This window comes from Arthrobacter antibioticus (assembly GCF_030063205.1).
In the GTDB taxonomy this organism is placed as follows: domain Bacteria; phylum Actinomycetota; class Actinomycetes; order Actinomycetales; family Micrococcaceae; genus Specibacter.
Genome location: NZ_JASISQ010000002.1, coordinates 162,176 through 180,584 on the forward strand (window position 1 = coordinate 162,176; position 18,409 = coordinate 180,584).

Consider the following 18,409-nt stretch of genomic DNA (forward strand, 5'->3'; position numbering starts at 1 on the left):
AGGGGCCAGCAGGCGGTCAGGGTTTTGTGGTCTGATGGTTCCATGACTCCGCAGAGCAACTCCGCAACGACACCGTCCACTTCTCCCAGCATGGTCAATTGGGAGTTGGCCGCTAAGACGGCCGCCAACTTGGCACCGGCCGGTCCGGCGCTGACCGGTTCCGAAATCTCCGCAGCCGTGGACAACCTGCGCCTGATGGCTGAACGCTCAGTTCCATACGTGCATGAAATCAGTCGGCTTGAGGCCGCCAAGGACTTGCATGACTCCGAGGTACTGGTGGTAGACCGGGCCTCATGGGCCAAGGCCAATACGCAAAGTTTCGCCGTCATGATGGACCCCGTGCTGCGTGCCGTGGCAGCCAAGCAGGCCCAGAGTGCACAAGAAGCCGGGGGGAAACCGGTCCCCGGGGGCTCAAGCACGGCCGTGAGTGCCACCGTCACTGGTGCACAGCTGGGCGGCGCCCTGGCGTTTCTCTCTAGTAAAGTGCTTGGGCAGTACGATCCTTTCTCCGCGCTGGCGCCAGCTACTTCCGATCGAGAGCAGGCAGCGGGTGGGCGCCTTCTTCTCGTGGCGCCAAATATCATCACCATCGAACGCGAACTGAAAGTGGCACCAGCCGATTTCCGCCTTTGGGTGTGCCTTCATGAGCAAACCCATAGGGTGCAATTCGCCGCTGCACCCTGGCTTCGCCACCACATGCTCAGTGAGATTGAAAAACTGGGGGCACTGTTAGTGGGGGATTCGGAGAACTTTGGGGAACGCATTATGCAATCCGCCAAGCAGCTTGGCAGCAAGTCCAGCAAGCCCAAAGAGTTGGCGAAACCGGGTGAGGGTTTGCCATTGGAAGATCAACCTCGTGGCGGGGTTCTGGATTTGCTTCAGAATCCTGAGCAAAAAGCGGCACTCTCACGCCTGACGGCTGTTATGAGCCTGCTTGAAGGACACGCCAACGTTGTGATGGACGGTGTTGACCAAAGCATTGTTCCTACAGTGCGTACTATCCGCCAACGCTTCAACAGCCGAGGAAAGGACCGAGGCGTTGTTGAAAAATTCTTCCGAAACCTTCTAGGACTGGACGCAAAAATGCGCCAGTACAGTGACGGTGCCAAGTTTGTCCGGGATGCTGTGGCAGTGGTTGGCATGGAGGGGTTCAATCATGTGTGGACGCAGGCGGAGAACCTGCCCACAGAAAAAGAAATCCACAACGCCCGGCTTTGGGTTGAGCGGATGGGTTTGTAATTGCGTCCCGAAACGAGAACAAGAAGCCCTCAACCGCGCCGCCGCCTTGACCCCACCGTTGGCAAGGCTCGGGCCATGGTGGGGGAACTTTTGGGACTGAAAACCACAGGTAAAAACCGCGAGGTTCAGAACCCGCCCCTAATCTTGGTTGGTTGCAGCGGCGGGCCGGACTCGCTTGCGTTGGCTGCTGTTTGCGCGTTCTTTGCCAAACGTGGGGAAGTTCGTGTTGGCGCCGTCGTGGTTGACCATCAGATGCAAGCCGGCAGCGCCGAGGTTGCTCAGGCTACTGCGCTCCAGCTCCGCACGCTGGGACTGAACCCCGTACTTGTGCGCGAAGTTGAGCTGGACTATGACGGCGCCGGCCCGGAAGCGGCTGCCCGGGCTGCTCGCTTTGGGGCGCTTGAGGCCGCGGCGCATGAAGTGGGTGCTCACAGTGTGTTGTTGGGACATACCCTCGATGACCAAGCCGAATCGGTGTTGCTGGGACTGGCCAGAGGGTCAGGGACGCGTTCGTTGGCCGGCATGCGGGCACGCCGGGGGATCTATCTACGACCCTTTTTGGGACTGCGCAGAAGTGAGACTTTGGCCATATGTGATGCGTTAGAACTCACGCCATGGCATGACCCGGCCAATCAAGACCCGGCATACCTGCGGGTCAGGGTCCGAAACGAGCTGATCCCCCAGCTACGGGCCGAGCTGGGCCCCGGGATCACCGAATCCCTGGCCAGATCAGCGAACATTTTGGGTCATGACGCGGACTTTCTTGATGAGCTTGCCGCAACCGAATACAACAAAATTGCCATCCGGACCAACGCAACCAACCACACCAGCATAGCCAGAGACACGGGTGATTCTCCGGGGAAACTTGCGGAAAACCGTGCTGATAACTGCCGGGAAAACCGTGCTGATGACAGTGGCGCTGATGAGATCATCCTGTCCGAAGATGCACTCAGATCAGCGGCTCCGGCCCTGAGGATGAGAATGTTGGCGCTGGCCGTCGTCGAACTTGGCGGAGTCCAGCCAAGCCTTGAGCGACTCGGTGCGGCCGAAAAATTGCTGGAGCGAACAGGCTCTGCCGGGCCCGTTCAACTCGCAGGAAAAGTCAGTGCCTACAGAATCTCCCGCAACCAGAGTGTTCCCCACGAGGGCCCCGGCTATGGGAAGCTAGTTCTTAGACGCAACACGTAAGCGCCCAATAGTACTAAAACCAGTACCAAAACCTTCACAATCAGGAGTCATTGGTGGATTCACAAGACGTCCAAGCCGATCTTAAGCACGTTCTTTATACAACAGAACAAATTCAAACCCGCGTAGCCGAGCTGGCCGCACAGATTGATGCTGACTACCAGGGCCGTGACGTCCTCTTGGTCGGCGTACTCAAGGGTGCTGTCATGGTTATGGCGGATTTGTCCCGGGCCTTGCACAGTCACGTCACCATGGATTGGATGGCGGTTTCCTCCTACGGCTCCGGCACCCAGTCCTCAGGTGTTGTGCGTATCCTGAAGGACCTTGAAACGGACCTCATGGGCAAGCACGTACTCATCGTTGAAGACATCATTGATTCCGGTCTGACCTTGTCATGGCTGCGAGCCAACCTGATGTCACGTGGACCGGCATCCGTTGAAATTTGTACTTTATTGCGTAAACCAAAAGCCGCAAAAGTTGAGATTGACGTTAAATACGTTGGCTACGAGATTCCCAACGAATTTGTTGTTGGTTATGGCCTTGATTTTGCTGAAAAGTATCGCAACCTGGACTTCATCGGCACCTTGGCTCCGCACATTTACGAGTAGTCACATCCGCGCGTGAGCGGATGTGGGCATGAGCCTGCCCTTGGGGGCGATATTTTTTGTAGGTGAGGAACAGCAGACCCTCAAGCCGTTGGTGGCTGACGGGTCGCAGATTTGCCAAGGAAATCTCGGCCCCAGGGCGGGCTGTTTGCGTCTAAGGCACCGTTTAGCGGGAAATCTTTATGCCCACAGGGAACTAAAGGCAATTCCTGTACGTGTACTTAGGCGAACGGTGTAAAGCTATTACTCGAGGACGTCTCGCAGCGTCTTGTACAGGTATGAATTGGTTGAGCGGGAGGGACGAGGCCTAGCCTCGAACACATGAAAGTCAAAAAACTCTTCAAAGGTCCATTTGTCTGGATCATTGTGGTGGTTGTGCTCATTGGGGCCGGCCTATTCACGTTGACTGGCACAGGGCAGAGCCGCGTCGGCACTTCTGAAGCCTTGGACCTGCTCAAGAATGACAAAGTTGTCTCGGCCAAGATTTTTGGGTCCGAAGGCCGCGTGGACTTGGTCCTCAAGGACGACTACACAACGCTCGATGACCGCAAGGCTGGCAAGAACGTCCAGTTCTACTACGGCGGCTACCGGGCAACCACCATGGTTGATGCTATTGACAATGCCAAACTGGAAAAATTTGACGACCAGCCGGCGTCCAATAACTTCTGGTCAAGCATGCTTTCCTTGCTGATCCCTTTCGTGCTGATCGGCCTGATTTTCTGGTTCCTGTTCTCCCGCATGCAAGGCGGCGGCAACAAAGTCATGCAATTTGGCAAGTCAAAGGCCAAGCTGCTCACCAAAGACCACCCGCAGGTGACGTTCAATGACGTTGCGGGCGCGGATGAAGCGGTGGAAGAACTCCACGAAATTAAAGACTTCCTGCAGAACCCTGACAAGTTCACCGCCGTTGGCGCCAAGATTCCCAAGGGTGTTCTTCTGTACGGGCCTCCCGGAACCGGTAAAACCCTTCTGGCCCGTGCCGTGGCAGGCGAAGCCGGCGTACCGTTCTACTCCATCTCCGGATCTGACTTTGTTGAGATGTTTGTTGGTGTGGGTGCCTCCCGTGTCCGTGACCTCTTTGAGCAGGCCAAAACCAACGCCCCAGCCATCATCTTCGTTGACGAGATCGACGCCGTGGGCCGTCACCGTGGTGCCGGGATTGGCGGCGGCAATGACGAGCGCGAGCAGACGCTGAACCAGCTGCTGGTTGAAATGGACGGCTTTGATGTAAAAACCAACGTCATCTTGATTGCCGCCACCAACCGTCCGGATGTCCTGGACCCCGCCCTGCTGCGGCCAGGCCGCTTTGACCGTCAAATTCCTGTTGAGGCGCCCGATCGTTTGGGCCGCGAACAAATCCTGAACGTTCACTCCAAGGGCAAGCCCATGGCGCCCGGTGTGGACTTGAACGCCGTTGCCAAGAAGACACCCGGTTACACGGGTGCTGACCTGGCGAACGTTCTTAACGAGGCCGCACTGTTGACTGCCCGCTCCAACGCGCAGCTCATTGATGACCGTGCCTTGGATGAGTCAATTGACAGGGTTATGGCCGGGCCGCAGAAGCGCACCCGCGTCATGAAGGAACTGGAACGCAAGATCACCGCCTACCACGAGGGTGGTCACGCATTGGTGGCTGCGGCCATGCACAATACTGCCCCCGTCACCAAGATCACCATTCTGCCTCGTGGCCGTGCGTTGGGCTACACGATGGTTGTTCCCGAGGATGACAAGTACTCAATCACGCGTAATGAACTGCTCGATCAGATGGCGTACGCGATGGGTGGCCGTGTCGCTGAGGAGATCGTTTTCCACGATCCCTCCACCGGCGCCTCAAACGATATTGAGAAAGCTACCGCCACCGCCCGTGCCATGGTTACCCAGTACGGGATGAGTGAGCGGATTGGTGCCGTGAAGCTTGGCTCCGGCGCAGGTGAGCCGTTCATGGGTCGTGACGCTGGCCAGGATAGGGGCTACTCGGAGTCTGTTGCCGGGGTTGTGGATGAAGAGGTTCGCAAGCTTATTGATCAGGCGCACGACGACGCCTATGAGGCGTTGATAGCCAACCGCGATGTCCTTGACCGTTTGGCTCTTGAACTCCTTGAGCGTGAGACCCTGAACCAGGCTGAGATCGCGGAGATTTTCACGAATCTGCGCAGGCCGCCCCAGCGCAAGGTGTGGCTATCTAAGGATTCCCGCCCCGTCTCTGATCTGCCCCCTGTCATTACCGACAAGGAACGCCGTCAGGCGCTGGAAGCGGGTGTCCCTGCTCCGGATGCTACCTCCCCTCAGGACCAGCTTGCCAACGCCCACCTGGACGGTGAAGTAGATGCGCCAAACTCCCAGCAAGGCATCAATCTTGGCAAGGGCGATACCCCGCAACTGCCAGGACAGTCATAATCGGCGATAGAATCACATCCGTGACTGATTACGACGACGAACTCGACTTCCAGCAGGGCGGTGCCAATGGCGCCGCCCTCGCGGGTGACGAAGCTGGGATGGATCTGCCACGTATTGAGGCGGCAGTCCGGGAGATACTTTTAGCTATTGGTGAGGACCCGCAACGCAGTGGACTCCTCGACACTCCCAAACGTGTAGCCAAGGCCTACCGAGAAATGTTTGCCGGCCTGCACCAAGACCCAGCCGATGTTTTAGGTACAACTTTTGATATTGCCCATGAGGAAATGGTGCTTGTCAAAGACATCCCGTTTTATTCAACGTGTGAACACCACCTGGTGCCATTTCATGGCAGTGCGCACGTAGGTTACATCCCGTCGTCGGACGGCAAAGTCACCGGGTTAAGCAAGCTCGCGCGGCTGGTGGATATATTTGCCAAACGTCCACAGGTGCAAGAACGGCTCACGAGCCAAATTGCTGATGCTTTGATCGAACATCTCAAGCCCCGCGGCGCCATTGTTGTCGTTGAGTGTGAGCACATGTGCATGTCCATGCGTGGCGTGCGTAAACCAGGGGCCAAAACAGTCACAAGCGCTGTCCGCGGTCTGCTTCACGAGCCTGCCACCCGGGCCGAAGCCATGAGCCTGATTCTTGGAAGGTAACTAGACACACAATGGATTCTCTCGCAGCGGCACCCGGCACGGGGCCGGCCACTTCTCCTTTGCCTGTCCTTCGCGCCCGGCGGTCAAATGCAACATTTGCGGCCTTGCCGACGGACCGTCTGGTGGTGATGGGGATATTGAACTGCACCCCGGATTCCTTCAGCGACGGTGGCGATTATGACTCCACAGAGACTGCCATTGCGCACGGACTGCGGATGTTTTACGGTGGCGCAGACATTATTGATGTGGGTGGCGAGTCCACCCGCCCCGGCTCCCTCGAGGTCGATGAGCTCGAGGAGCAACGGCGCATCCTGCCCGTCATTTCAACCCTTGCAAAGGCTGGGGCGTTGATCAGTGTGGACACACGTCACGCCTCAACAGCTGCACTGGCACTGGATGCCGGCGCCGGGTTGATCAATGATGTTTCTGGTGCCCGCGTCCATGAGGACATGATCGCGCTGATTGCGCAGCGTGCGGTCCCCTACGTCTTGATGCACAGCCGTGGGAACTCCCGTTCCATGGACTCCCTGACTCAGTACACGGATGTAGTTGATGACGTGGTGCGTGAGCTGGGCGAGGTGCGCGAGAAGTTCTATGCAGCAGGAGTTAGGCCTGAGAATTTGATCCTTGATCCGGGCATTGGCTTCTCCAAGAACGCCGATCAGAATTGGGAATTGCTGGCTAACCTGCATCGTGTGGCTGACATGGGCAACAAGGTATTGGTGGGGACCTCTCGCAAACGCTTCCTGGGTTCTTTGCTGACAAGTGCCGGAAAGGCTGCCGCACCCAAGGAACGTGACGACGCCACATCGGCAACCACAGCACTTGCCGGTACCCAGGGTATTTGGGGTGTTCGCGTGCACGACGTTGGAGCGAGCCTTGACGCCGCGAAGGTTGCCGCCCGGCTCCTAGTTGGTAACGCTAACCGCAACGCCCGGTTGGCGGCGGCGCGCCAGACAGAACCCTCCTGTGTGGATACACAGTGATGGGCCAAGATAGCATCAAGCTGACAAGCGTGACCGCCATCGGCTATCACGGCGTTTTTGAGCATGAGAAACGTGACGGTCAGCCGTTCATCACTGACGCTGTGTTGCATTTGGATGTCTCCGCCGCAGCTGCCACGGATGATCTGCACAAAACAGCAAACTACGGCGCTGTTGCTGAGACCATTGTGGCTATGGTGACAGGGCAAGCATTTGATTTGATTGAGACATTGAGTGTTCGCATGGTTGAGAAAATCCTCATCGACTTCCCCATCCTCAACGCCGTTGAAGTGACAATTCACAAACCCAAGGCCCCGATTCAGGTACCTTTTGGTGACGTGAGCGTCACTGTTTTTAGGTCCCGTGAACAACTCCGCGCAAGCGAGCTCGAGGCCGGAAAAGTCAAGGTAATCGAGTCTGTCACTAGTGAAAGCAAAGCCGTCCTGGCGGGTAAAGCGTGACTGCGCTCCACCCACTTACTCGAGCCATCCTGGCATTAGGAAGTAACCTAGGTGAGCGTGCAGGCACACTGCAGAGCGCCGTTGGGGACCTAGTTGATCCACCCGAAGTTCGGCTATTAAACGTTTCACCTGTTGTGACCACCAAAGCAGTAGGTGGGCCCGAGGGGCAACCAGATTTTCTGAACATGGTCATCGCCATTGAAACGGCGCTGACATCAACAGAACTTTTGGCCCATTGCCAAGCGGTTGAGCTCTCCCACCACAGAACCCGGACTGTTCGTTGGGGTGCGCGAACCCTAGACGTCGACATCATCACGTATGGGGAAGAAAGCAGTGTGGATCCAGTGCTAACCCTGCCTCATCCACGCGCTGCCGGTCGGGCCTTCGTGCTGTACCCGTGGTCGTTGATGGAGCCCAATGCCAAACTCAGTGGCTCTTCGGTGGCAGAACTGGCGGCCGCGGCACCAGACATGCCCGGCATCAGCGTTGAGCCAGATAACTCCGCGAACCAAGACTCCTAAACGGCAACGGGCGAACCACCGTCAGTAAAAATCCCAAAATGGGAAAAACCGGTACGGTTGAATGTGTAGTCCAACGCGAATCGAAGAGGCAACAATGAGAAGCACAATGCGGACCATCAGGCCTGCGTGGCTGGTGACGGTGACGGTTATTGTGGCCGCGGTTGGGTGGGCCACCACCGAGCTGACCTCACGCGCGAGCCTGGCCCTGCCGGTTCTACCTTTGAGTTCCTTGATCACCATGGCCCTGATCGCCGTAGTGTCCCTGGTCCTTGGCTTGAAGGTCCGTCGCTGGCGGGACGGAAATCGAGATAAAGCCCTGGATCCGCTGATGGCAGCCCGCACAGTGGTGCTGGCCCAAGCCTGCGCTTATGCTGGAGCCGTGCTTCTTGGCTGGCACCTGGGCATTTTAGTTGATCAGCTGCCCACCATTGCCATGCGCGCAGATCTGGCCGTGATCTGGCAGATGGTTGCCTTGATAGCGGGTGCCCTGGTGATGGTTGCCGTGGGCGTTATCGTAGAGCGTTTTTGTAAAGTTCCGCCCGAGGACAGTGAACCCACAGCAAAACCCCGCCCCAAACAAGAGGGGCGAGGAGAGGAAGAATTTGCGTAAGCAAAAAAGCAGTGTGATTGACCCGCAAGACGTTACCTTTCTGCGCGTCTCTGACAGGCTCATCACGGCACGCTTCATTTCCAGTGGTATTGGCGCCCTGATATTTTTGGCCGTGACAGCAGTGCCGCTGACGCTAAAGCTGACAGGAGTCTGGAGCGGCTACCCGGCATGGTTAGCATGGGCAGCCCCTGCAGTAGTTGTCATCATCATTGTGTGGGAAATGATCCTCATCCCCCGACAGGTGCGTGCTATTGGCTATGCGGAACGTAACGAGGACCTACTGATCCGCGGTGGCATCATGTTCCACCGGGTCATGGTTGTGCCCTACGGTCGCATGCAGTATGTGGACGTGACCATGGGGCCATTGGAACGCTTGCTCGGGCTCAGCACCATCCACCTCCACACGGCATCCCCTGGCACTAACGCGCTCATCAATGGTCTGCCGGCAGTTGAGGCCGCACGCCTCCGTGAGCAGCTCTCTGCCCGTGGTGAGGCAAAATTGGCTGGCTTGTGAACGAGGAAGCTCGCGCTCATGAGCAGTTTTTCCGGACCGACGCCGAGGACTCCTGGCATCGAGTACACCCTGTCTCGCCCTTTGTCCGCGGCTGGGTTGCCATCGTTGCCGTTATTTTCGTTTTTGGCAGGAACTCGCTGAGTTCTCTATTTAGCGAGGATTGGGGCGGCGGTGGTTCCCCCACTGGTGGCGCTCCAGCGTTATTTATTGCGATGGTTGTAGGTGCTGCCATAGTCATTTTTGGTGTGGCGTTCTTCCTGTCGTGGCGCTTCACCCGCTACCAAGTAACCGATCAGCACGTGCACATTAACTCCGGTGTGGTGTTCCGGCAACAGCGCAGGGCCCGCATTGATCGGGTACAGGCGATCGATGTGGTGCAACCGCTGGTGGCAAGGATGTTTGGGCTTGCGGAACTGAAATTTGAAGTGGCCGACGGAGGGAAGTCGGCTATGAAACTCTCCTTCCTTAAGCTCACCGAGGCCAAGCGGCTGCGGGCAGCAATTCTTGCCCGTGCGGCAGGGGTGAGCGTTGATCCGCAAGCCCCGGAGCAGGTCCAGGAGGCCCCAGAGCATCACGTGCTTAGTCTGAATACAGGCCGGATTATTGGTGCGGCAGTTATCAGCAGCACAACAGTGTTTGCCCTGCTTGTCATTGCCGCAGCCGTGGTGGCCGTTGTCTGGAGTGGGAGCCCCGGAATCCTCGTTGCCGCTATCCCCATTTTTATCGGTATTGGGGCGGCGTACTGGAAATCCATCACGACAGATTTTAATTTCAGGGTTGCGGTTTCCCCGGATGGTGTGCGGCTCCACTATGGCATGCTGGAAACCCGTTCCCAGACTATTCCCCCTGGCCGAGTTCAAGCTGTTGGTATCAGCCAAGGACCTATATGGCGCCCATTTGGTTGGTATCGGGTACATGTGAATGTTGCCGGCTATGGCGCTGATGCCTCGGATAATGGTTCACGGACGGTGCTGTTGCCGGCTGGAACGCTTGAGGAAGTCATGACGGTGCTTTCGCTGGTGTTTCCGGATCCGGGAGTTGAAAATCCCTTTGACGTCTTTACCGCCGGGCTGCGCGGGCCGGGTAACACCGAAGGATTTGTTCACTCGCCGCGCTCGGCTCGTTGGATCGACCCTTTGGCATGGCGCTATAACGCTTTCCGGGCTACGCAGACGGCTCTGCTTTGCCGTCACGGAGTACTTTTTAGAAGGCTCCAGGTTGTGCCCCATGAGCGCACCCAGTCGCTGGGCCTGCGCCAGGGACCACTTATGGCAGCACTTGGTTTGGTCGACTTTGAACTGCATTCAACAGTGGGCCCTATCCGTCCACTGGTGCACCACATGTCGGTGGCAAACGCTCTGCAGCTATTCGATGAACAGGCCGTCCGGGCTGCCACGGCACGGCGTTTGCATCGCAACGAGAGATGGCTTGAATCTGAGGTAGACCCTTTTCCGGGGATCTCCACGCAGCCGCCGCGTTTAGTGAAGACAGCTGACGAGCAAAAATTCTTCCCAGAGGAGCATGAACGTGGCCATTAAGCCAGGCCGCCTTGGCATAGGAATCATCGGTGCGGGCAAGGTAGGTGCCGTATTGGGTGCGGCACTGCGCTCCGCCGGGCATGCTGTTGTAGGAGTGTCAGCTGTTTCGGAGGCGTCTTTAGAGCGTGCTGAACTGCTGCTGCCTGGGGTGCCGGTGCTTGAGGTCTCTGACATTGTTGAACGCGCGGAACTGGTTCTACTTGCCGTTCCGGATGATGTGTTGGCTGACTTGGTGGCTGGTCTTGGGGCCATGGGTGCCTGGCAGGTGGGCCAGCTGGTGGCTCACACCTCGGGTCGTTTTGGCACCGGCGTTTTGGCTCCGGTAAAAGCGGCCGGTGGAATTGCGTTGGCGCTGCACCCCGCCATGACGTTTACCGGAATGAGCCTGGATTTATCCCGGCTCTCCGATTGTTGCTTCGGGGTCACTGCGGACCCGGCCATGCTGCCCATCGCCCAAGCCCTTGTGGTTGAGATGGGTGCCGAGCCGGTGGTCATCGCCGAAGCCGATCGGGTCCTGTACCACGGCGCATTAGCCCACTCAGCGAACCATATGGTCACACTTGTAGCCCAGGCAGCACAAATTTTGGGTGATATTGGTGTGGAATCGCCCAACCAGGTCCTGGGACCGCTGCTGCGAGCCGCCTTGGAAAACGCTCTCACTTCGGGTGAATCGGCACTGACGGGCCCGGTAGCCCGGGGCGATGTTGGGACAATCGCGGCCCATTCAGCCGCGCTGCGAGAACACGCTCTTGACACGGGCTCGCGTGACGTACTGGATGCTTATCTGGCCATGTCAGGTGCAACGGCGGCCCGCGCGGCAAGACGCCGGCTCTTGTCCGCCGAAGCGTATTTAGGAGTCCAAGCAGCTTTGGCCAACGACGACGCTGAAACGGACCCCGGGGCACCGCTTAGCTAGTCATTGATACAAGTGAACAAGTGTTTTTCAGACCTTGCCGAAAGTGAAGATCATGAGTATTGCCCTAGTGAAAACCATCGCCGAACTCAAGGCTAGGACGGCGCAGCTGCTGCACTCTCGCGCGCAGAGCCAGGGCTTAAGCGCAGAAACGGCGATTCGCCCGGGCACGCTTGGGTTGGTTCCTACGATGGGGGCGCTGCACCACGGACACAGCGAACTGGCCGGCACTGCCGTTGCGGAAAACTCGGTGGTGGTTGCTTCGGTGTTTATCAACCCTCTGCAGTTTGGTGATGCCGGGGATCTGGCCCGTTACCCCCGGAGCACTGAAGCCGATCTTGCCCTGTTGGATCAGGCCGGCGTTGACTTCATGTTCTGCCCGTCCGTGGCGCAAATGTATCCCGGTGGTGAGCCGATGGTTAGAGTGACTGCTGGAAAAATGGGGGAGATTTATGAGGGTGCCTCACGTCCTGGACACTTCGACGGTGCACTGACAGTTGTCTCGAAGCTGCTGCATGTGGGGTTGCCCGACGGCGGCCTGGGCGCCCCCGAGCTGTCTGGGCGTCCGGCTTACCGGGCGTATTTTGGCCAGAAGGATGCGCAGCAGTTGACCTTGGTGCGCACAATGGTGAAGGACCTGAATTTTCCTGTTGACATCGTGGCCGTGCCAACAGTGCGTGACACGGATGGGCTTGCCTCCTCCAGCCGGAATCGCTTTCTCTCAACGCAGGAACGGGAGGCAGCTCTGGTGCTTTCACGTGCGTTACGGCTTTTAAAGCAGCGTGCCGATGCCCATGAGCCACTTGATATCTTCTCAGCCGAGGAATTGGTCCGTAGCGCGCCCGGGGTGGAGCTGGATTATTTGGAAGTTGTGGATCCGCAGACACTTGCCGCGCGTGGTGAGAACTGCCAAGACACCCCGTTCACTGGAGAGGCATTAGCCCTTATCGCGGCCAAAGTGGGGGCTGTCCGGCTGATCGATAACATGCTCCTGGGCTGATCTCTAAAACTCGCTGGACCACGATTTTTCCCGCCGCTTCCGTTGATATTGGAGATGATGACACCCCGGAGGGGGTGTCATCATCTCCAATATCAACGGAAGTTCCAGATCACGCACACCCGATTACGTGTTTTCCTCCCGCTCCGTCTAACATTGCTCAAGCGTGCCCTGCGCCACAATCGTGGTCCGTATTCTCGCGTTTTTGCAACTGCTTCGACCCGAGGATCACCATGAAACTGTTGAAATCAATCCCGCTACTTGGCTGGATTATCCTAGCCATCGTCCTAGGTATTCTTACGGGCCCGGTGATGCCCGTATGGCTCGGCAGCGTATTCATGACTTACAACTCGATCTTCTCGGGCTTCCTGGGCTTCGTTGTCCCACTGATCATTTTGGGGCTTGTCATGCCAGCCATTGCCGAGCTTGGCAAAGGCGCCGGCAAGTGGCTAGGGATTACGGCCTTGATCGCCTACGGGTCCACTGTCCTGGCGGGACTGCTCGCGTACTTCGTGAGCAGGTGGCTGTTCACCTCGACCCTCTCAGGGGGTGGGCTTGATGCGTTTGGTGATGAGTCCGGCTCGGGGTTCAGTCCCTACCTGACGGTGGTGGCCAATGCCAGTGACTCGGCGACAGAGATTGTCCTGCCTCCCGTGATCGGCGTCATGAGTGCTCTGGTGCTCGCGTTCATACTTGGCATTGGACTCACAGCTTTCCACAGCAAGGTGCTCTTTCGCGGAGCCGTCGAATTCCGCACAGTCATTGAGTCAGTGATCCGGCGCATTATTGTGCCAGCACTGCCGCTATTTATCTTTGGTATCTTCATGGATCTTTCAGCCAGTGGCTCCGCCGTTACCGTTGTAACAAAGTTCCTGCTCGTAGCCGTTGTTTCCTTTGCCCTGACGTTCGTGGTGCTGCTTGCGCAGTACTCCGTGGCGGGGGCAATGTCCGGCCTTAACCCGTTCAAAGCACTATGGAACATGCGTGATGCGTATTTCACAGCATTGGGTACCTCATCCTCAGCTGCGACAATTCCTGTGACGCTTGCCTCTACCAAGAAGAATGGAGTTTCGGACTCGGTATCGGGCTTTGTCGTGCCGCTGTGTGCCACCATCCACCTGTCGGGTTCGATGGTGAAGATTACCTGTTTCTCAATCGCCGTCCTATTGCTCACCGGCGGCAGCGTCACCTTAGGCTCTTACCTGCCGTTTATCCTGATGCTCGGAGTGATGATGATTGCCGCGCCGGGCGTTCCTGGCGGTGCGATCGCTGCTGCCGCGGGACTACTTTCGCAGATGCTTGGGTTTGGCGAGGCCGAGGTGGGGCTCATGTTTGCGGCGTACATCGCGCTGGACAGCTTCGGCACGGCCACGAACGTGACAGGCGATGGCGCCATTGCCTTGATAATGAACAAGCTCACGCGGGGGCACTTGGGTAGCCAGGCGCAGGATCCGGCAGATGAAAATGTGGAAGCTGGAGAAGGCGGCACGGCCACCTCACACGCTCTGGCCTAGAGGTGGGGGGGGCCTAGAGGTGGGCGGCCTAGAGATGGGCGGCCTAGGGATGGGGCGGGAGACCAAGCATATCTTCCATCAGCTCAACACTCTGATCGAAGAGTTCCGCGTAATTGCTGAAGGCCCCTTCCAAGTGACCAAACACTTCTTGGCTGATGATGCCCAGCACTTGGCTCCAGGCGGTGAGGGCACGAATGAGAGTGGCAGGGGCAACTGTGTCGGCAGTGGCCCGGTAGTCCGTGACGGACGAGCCGTAAATCAGGGTGAACTCTCGTGGGTGCGCTACCGCCCAATCTCGGACCGACTGGCATACGGCACGCCACCGGCCGCTGTGATCGCCTCTAGGCGTGTTTTTGACTGCTTGTTCTGCCTGCTCGCCCAGGGCGTCGTAGGCCCCAATGATCAACGCTGTGAGCAAAGCATCGCGGTTCTCAAAGTACTGATAGAGCCCAGAGGGCACCATCTCCAACTCCTGTGCCACCGCTCGAAGGGATAACTCACTAGCCCCGACAGTGGCTAGTTGGCGGCGAGCCACGTCCAGGATTTCTTGGGTCAGGGCAGTGCGAGCTCTAGCGCGCGCGGTTCCAGATACAGTCGTGGATTTAGCGTAGCGGTATGAGAACGCTCGACTACATAGTGAACGGTGTTCTTTAGGTGTTCGGTGAGGTTGGAGATGATGACACCCCATCCTCCGGGGTGTCATCATCTCCAACCTCACCGGGGTGGGGCAGGCGGCAGGGGGCAGTGACGGCGGATGAGGCGGTTAGAGGTGCGCCTGGAGCTGATCTGCCGTTGGGTAAGCGGCTTGAGTGCCCTTCTTTGTTGCGGCCAATGCTGCGGCAACTGATGCGTAGCGGGCGGCTTCAACCAGGCTGTCCCCAGCTGCCAATCGCGCGGCAACAGCGCCGGTAAAGGCATCTCCGGCCCCGGTGGTGTCTACAGCGTCAACCTTGGTTGGCGATATCCGAACCACCTGTTCGGAGGTGTTCAGCGAATCCAGCACAACGGATCCGGCAGCTCCTAAAGTGAGAAGAACCTTGTGCAGCCCGCGCTGGCCAAACTGCGCTATTGCACCATGCCAATCAGTGACCGGGGCGTCCTGGGCAGGCATGTCAAAGCCGTCAAGGAACTGGGAAGCCTCGTGGGAGTTGACGAGCAAAACATCGGTAAGCTCGGCCAGTTCCTGGGTGATGGGAGCGTAAGGCGAAAGGTTTAGCAACACTGTTGCTCCGGCGTCGTGCCCGGCCTGCGCGGCGGCTTGGACGGTATCCAGGGGAACCTCCAGGCATAGACAAACCACCCCCGCATCAGCAAACACGGCTGGAGACATGTGGTCAGCGGACAGTGTTCCGTTGGCTCCGGCGGAGATAATGATGGTGTTCTCGCCGTTGGCATCCACGGAAATCACGGCAACACCTGTGGGCTCAACGACCTGCTGAACATGGCTGACATCAACGCCAGCGCCGGCCGTTGAAGCAAGTAACATCCGGCCATTGTCATCGCGCCCAACGGCGCCAAGCAAGGTGACAGTGCCGCCCAACTTGGCGGCGGCAACAGCCTGGTTGGCGCTCTTGCCGCCGGGATTGACGGCAAAACCATTGCCGTGCAGAGTTTCTCCCGGAGAAGGGAGCCGTTCACAATATATGGTGAGGTCGGCATTGAGCGAACCCGCCACCACTATTTTCTTTGTGGTCATGGTGCAACCTCCGCATCAAGGGGTTTGGGCACTAGCAGGGAGGCGGCAAAAGCTGCCGCCGTGATGGCGATCGCCACGAGAACTACGCTTAGATAAGAGCCATGGCCATTGAGCGGGCCGGTCGCCACCAGAATCGCCGGTAGAACCAAAAAGCTCAGGCCGGCACCCAGGTTGAAGGCTCCGGCGTTCATGCCGGGCAGGAAACCGGGGTTGCCCTCGGGGGAGAGGACCACGCCAAGGCCATTGAGCATGATGTTCACGGTACCGGCGTACATGATTCCCAGCAAGACGGTGCCCGTAATCATCCATGGCAAGCTATGCAGGCCCAGGAATCCGATGATGGCCAGCGCTGCGATGCTACCCAGCAGCCCAACCCGCAACATCTTGGTATAGCCAAAGACGGGTGCGATCCGGCCGGTAATAGGTCCAAAGAGCCACCCCAGCAACGCGTAGGGAGTCAGGATCAACAAACTCATCTGGGTTGCGCCAATTCCAAAGCCGGGGTCCACTGCTTGGACGAACGCCGGAACAATTCCGTTGATTACGGCAAAGATGCCTGTCATTGTCAGTGTTGTTGTTAGAAGTGGGGCCCAGGTGGAACGTTGGCGCAGATGTACTGTCTCAACCATGGGATGTGTGGAGCGTTTTTCCACAGCCCAGAAGGCCATGAAAGCAATAACAGCAAGCACGCCCAGTGCCAGTGCACTGAGCAGTGGACCGGTTTCCATGCCACCAACCAATTTGGTGGCCTCATTCAAAGCAGTCAGAAGGGCGCCGACGGCAACAACAATGAAGAACACGCCAAGCCAGTCCATTGTGGTGCCTTCGCCGGGTTTGCTCTCTCCTGCCAAAACGGCGATCAAGACGGTGGCGATCGCGGCAATGACAACCATGAGCCAGAAAATACTCCGGAAACCAAAGTGTTCGGCAAAGTAGCCGCCCACAAAAGAATCAATGCCAGCGATGCCTCCGTTGACGGCCGTGATCAGGCCCATGAGTGCGCCGTACTTTTTGGGATCCTTAACGGCTGAGTGCAGCATGATCAGGCACAGCGGAACGGTGGGTCCGCTAATGCCTTGGATGATGCGGCCAACAAACAGCCACGTGATATCCGGTGCCATGGCGGAAATGACCGAGCCAATGCCCATCAGGACCATCATGGCGATGAGCACCTTCTTGCGCCCGATGATGTCGCTCAAGCGCGGCAAAAATAGTGAGAAGACGGCTGCCGCTGTGAAGAACCAGGTCTGGGAAAGGCCAATCGATGCCTGATCGGTTTGCAGTTCCTCACCCATTGTCACAAGTGCCGGGCTGAGCATTGAGGCGTTTAGCTGGAAAGCCACACAGGCCGTCAATAATGCAATCATTAAAGCCGTGACGTTACCGGGCTTGGTTAGTGCTCCGGACTTTGCTAGCTGGGATGGACGGCTCAAAGTTCAACCTCGCCAATGCGTACAAGAGCGTCTGTGATCAGGTTCCAGAACTTTTTGTGGTCAAGGCTCACAGCCACGGAGGTTTTGCAGTCAACAGGAGCTGGTGCGCGGAAGTCAGCTACTGTCATGCCGAGGGTCAGGGTGCCGGTCAGCTCAATGTCAACGGGCACCTTGTGCGTTGTCATGACTGTGGGGTCAATGACATAGGCGACGGCGCAAGGGTCATGGACGGGCGGGTAATCGAATCCCTGGATGTCCTTGTAAGTTTTGGTGAAGAACTCCATCAATTCCATGACGAACTTGGCCGGCTTGGTGCCCACGGCCTCGATCGCGGCAACAACCTCAGGGGTTGCCAGCGCCTGGTGCGTGAGGTCAAGGCCCACCATCACTACTTCCCACCCGGCGTTGAACACGATATGGGCGGCTTCGGGATCGATCTTGATGTTGAATTCAGCCACGGGGGACCAGTTGCCCACGTGGTAGCCGCCGCCCATGAGGACAACTTCCTTCACGCGCTGAACAATGCGCGGCTCCTTGCGGGCAGCCATGGCAATGTTTGTTAGCCCCGCAGTGGGGACAAGGGTCACAGTGCCGGGCTCGTGCGTCATGATGGTTTCAATGATGAGGTCGACGGCGTGACGAGGGTCAAGAGTGATGCTCGACTCAGGCTGGGCTGGTCCGTCCATGCCGGAATCTCCATGGATGTCGGCGGCGGTTTCAATACTGCGCACCAAGGGGCGGTCGCAGCCGGCGGCAAACGGCACTCCTGTGATCCCGGCAATTGTGCCTACGCTGAGCGCGTTGCGCGTTACTTTTTCCAAGGTCTGGTTGCCCACAACAGTTGTTACTGCCAATAGTTCAATGTTTGGGTTGCCGTGCGCTAGCAGGAGCGCAACTGCGTCATCATGGCCGGGATCGCAATCCAGGATGATCTTGCGAGGTGTTGTGACCGCATATGCGGCGTCAACTGGCTGGCTGAGGATTTGTTCCGGATTCACTTTTTCTCCACGTCGTTGGGGCGATTCAGGGTCCAGGGACCGTGCGCAGGATTCAGTCTGACATTGAGGTCTTACGTACGTCAAGCGCTTAACGCGGTTCACGTTAAGCGCTTGACGTCCGTTGGTTGACGCAGCGTGCTCAACGC

At 57.9% G+C, this 18,409-nt stretch carries 18 protein-coding genes; 14 read left to right on the forward strand and 4 right to left on the reverse strand.

The annotated features are described in order from the left end of the window. Window positions 1–42: 42 nt before the first annotated feature. From QMG40_RS05820 to QMG40_RS05885, 14 genes are all read left to right on the forward strand, one after another. Window positions 43–1,239, forward strand: coding sequence for a zinc-dependent metalloprotease (locus QMG40_RS05820; protein ID WP_283528988.1), 1,197 nt, complete (start codon window positions 43–45; stop codon window positions 1,237–1,239). Between the two features lie 75 nt (window positions 1,240–1,314). Beyond that, the gene (tilS, locus tag QMG40_RS05825; RefSeq protein ID WP_283528990.1) at window positions 1,315–2,427 is read left to right on the forward strand and encodes a tRNA lysidine(34) synthetase TilS; all 1,113 of its coding nucleotides are present in this window, start codon (window positions 1,315–1,317) and stop codon (window positions 2,425–2,427) included. Window positions 2,428–2,480: 53 nt separating this feature from the next. Next, on the forward strand, window positions 2,481–3,032 hold the full coding sequence (gene hpt / locus QMG40_RS05830; protein ID WP_283528992.1) for a hypoxanthine phosphoribosyltransferase: 552 nt from the start codon (window positions 2,481–2,483) through the stop codon (window positions 3,030–3,032). Between the two features lie 318 nt (window positions 3,033–3,350). Next, window positions 3,351–5,426 (forward strand): ATP-dependent zinc metalloprotease FtsH, encoded by a 2,076-nt coding sequence (ftsH, locus tag QMG40_RS05835; RefSeq protein ID WP_283528993.1) that lies wholly within the window; start codon window positions 3,351–3,353, stop codon window positions 5,424–5,426. Window positions 5,427–5,524: 98 nt separating this feature from the next. After that, window positions 5,525–6,085, forward strand: coding sequence for a GTP cyclohydrolase I FolE (gene folE, locus QMG40_RS05840; protein ID WP_283530099.1), 561 nt, complete (start codon window positions 5,525–5,527; stop codon window positions 6,083–6,085). Window positions 6,086–6,096: 11 nt separating this feature from the next. Then, the gene (gene folP / locus QMG40_RS05845) at window positions 6,097–7,071 is read left to right on the forward strand and encodes a dihydropteroate synthase (protein ID WP_283528995.1); all 975 of its coding nucleotides are present in this window, start codon (window positions 6,097–6,099) and stop codon (window positions 7,069–7,071) included. Continuing rightward, entirely contained in the window at window positions 7,071–7,529 is a 459-nt protein-coding gene (gene folB / locus QMG40_RS05850) for a dihydroneopterin aldolase (protein ID WP_349361603.1), read from the forward strand. The genes folP and folB overlap by 1 nt, the downstream gene beginning before the upstream one ends. Next, window positions 7,526–8,050: a 2-amino-4-hydroxy-6-hydroxymethyldihydropteridine diphosphokinase gene (gene folK, locus QMG40_RS05855; RefSeq protein WP_283528997.1), complete on the forward strand. Its 525-nt coding sequence runs from the start codon at window positions 7,526–7,528 to the stop codon at window positions 8,048–8,050. The genes folB and folK overlap by 4 nt, the downstream gene beginning before the upstream one ends. A 94-nt stretch (window positions 8,051–8,144) precedes the next feature. Further along, window positions 8,145–8,660 carry a DUF3180 domain-containing protein gene (locus QMG40_RS05860; RefSeq protein ID WP_283528999.1) on the forward strand — a complete coding sequence of 172 codons (516 nt, stop codon included), beginning with the start codon at window positions 8,145–8,147 and terminating at the stop codon, window positions 8,658–8,660. Beyond that, the gene (locus tag QMG40_RS05865; RefSeq protein WP_283529001.1) at window positions 8,653–9,174 is read left to right on the forward strand and encodes a PH domain-containing protein; all 522 of its coding nucleotides are present in this window, start codon (window positions 8,653–8,655) and stop codon (window positions 9,172–9,174) included. Before QMG40_RS05860 ends, QMG40_RS05865 begins: the two co-directional genes overlap by 8 nt. Continuing rightward, window positions 9,171–10,712: a PH domain-containing protein gene (locus QMG40_RS05870; protein ID WP_283529003.1), complete on the forward strand. Its 1,542-nt coding sequence runs from the start codon at window positions 9,171–9,173 to the stop codon at window positions 10,710–10,712. The genes QMG40_RS05865 and QMG40_RS05870 overlap by 4 nt, the downstream gene beginning before the upstream one ends. Next, window positions 10,702–11,628: a Rossmann-like and DUF2520 domain-containing protein gene (locus QMG40_RS05875; RefSeq protein WP_283529005.1), complete on the forward strand. Its 927-nt coding sequence runs from the start codon at window positions 10,702–10,704 to the stop codon at window positions 11,626–11,628. The genes QMG40_RS05870 and QMG40_RS05875 overlap by 11 nt, the downstream gene beginning before the upstream one ends. A gap of 52 nt (window positions 11,629–11,680) precedes the next feature. Next, entirely contained in the window at window positions 11,681–12,625 is a 945-nt protein-coding gene (gene panC / locus QMG40_RS05880; RefSeq protein WP_283529007.1) for a pantoate--beta-alanine ligase, read from the forward strand. Between the two features lie 230 nt (window positions 12,626–12,855). Continuing rightward, window positions 12,856–14,136 (forward strand): dicarboxylate/amino acid:cation symporter, encoded by a 1,281-nt coding sequence (locus QMG40_RS05885; RefSeq protein ID WP_283529009.1) that lies wholly within the window; start codon window positions 12,856–12,858, stop codon window positions 14,134–14,136. Window positions 14,137–14,179: 43 nt separating this feature from the next. On the opposite strand, the gene QMG40_RS05890 is transcribed toward QMG40_RS05885, so the two are convergent. Genes QMG40_RS05890 through uriH form a run of 4 tightly spaced genes read right to left on the reverse strand, consistent with a single transcriptional unit; the run spans window position 14,180 to window position 18,263 of the window. Then, a complete protein-coding gene (locus QMG40_RS05890) occupies window positions 14,180–14,842 on the reverse strand; it encodes a TetR/AcrR family transcriptional regulator (RefSeq protein ID WP_349361604.1) in 663 nt (220 codons plus the stop codon). A 57-nt stretch (window positions 14,843–14,899) separates the two neighbouring features. Beyond that, window positions 14,900–15,832 carry a ribokinase gene (locus QMG40_RS05895; protein WP_283529011.1) on the reverse strand — a complete coding sequence of 311 codons (933 nt, stop codon included), beginning with the start codon at window positions 15,830–15,832 and terminating at the stop codon, window positions 14,900–14,902. After that, entirely contained in the window at window positions 15,829–17,265 is a 1,437-nt protein-coding gene (uriT, locus tag QMG40_RS05900) for a uridine transporter UriT (RefSeq protein ID WP_459252961.1), read from the reverse strand. Before uriT ends, QMG40_RS05895 begins: the two co-directional genes overlap by 4 nt. Further along, complete coding sequence (gene uriH / locus QMG40_RS05905; RefSeq protein ID WP_283529013.1) at window positions 17,262–18,263, reverse strand: uridine-preferring nucleoside hydrolase UriH; 1,002 nt, start codon at window positions 18,261–18,263, stop codon at window positions 17,262–17,264. Before uriH ends, uriT begins: the two co-directional genes overlap by 4 nt. Window positions 18,264–18,409: the final 146 nt, after the last annotated feature.

Coding starts and splice junctions, on each gene's coding strand:
- QMG40_RS05820 (WP_283528988.1), top strand. CDS start 43: ATGACTCCGCAGAGCAACTCCGCAACGACACCGTCCACTTCTCCCAGC.
- tilS (WP_283528990.1), top strand. CDS start 1,315: ATGGTGGGGGAACTTTTGGGACTGAAAACCACAGGTAAAAACCGCGAG.
- ftsH (WP_283528993.1), top strand. CDS start 3,351: ATGAAAGTCAAAAAACTCTTCAAAGGTCCATTTGTCTGGATCATTGTG.
- folE (WP_283530099.1), top strand. CDS start 5,525: ATGGATCTGCCACGTATTGAGGCGGCAGTCCGGGAGATACTTTTAGCT.
- folP (WP_283528995.1), top strand. CDS start 6,097: ATGGATTCTCTCGCAGCGGCACCCGGCACGGGGCCGGCCACTTCTCCT.
- folB (WP_349361603.1), top strand. CDS start 7,071: ATGGGCCAAGATAGCATCAAGCTGACAAGCGTGACCGCCATCGGCTAT.
- QMG40_RS05860 (WP_283528999.1), top strand. CDS start 8,145: ATGAGAAGCACAATGCGGACCATCAGGCCTGCGTGGCTGGTGACGGTG.
- panC (WP_283529007.1), top strand. CDS start 11,681: ATGAGTATTGCCCTAGTGAAAACCATCGCCGAACTCAAGGCTAGGACG.
- QMG40_RS05885 (WP_283529009.1), top strand. CDS start 12,856: ATGAAACTGTTGAAATCAATCCCGCTACTTGGCTGGATTATCCTAGCC.
- QMG40_RS05890 (WP_349361604.1), bottom strand. CDS start 14,842: ATGATGACACCCCGGAGGATGGGGTGTCATCATCTCCAACCTCACCGA.
- QMG40_RS05895 (WP_283529011.1), bottom strand. CDS start 15,832: ATGACCACAAAGAAAATAGTGGTGGCGGGTTCGCTCAATGCCGACCTC.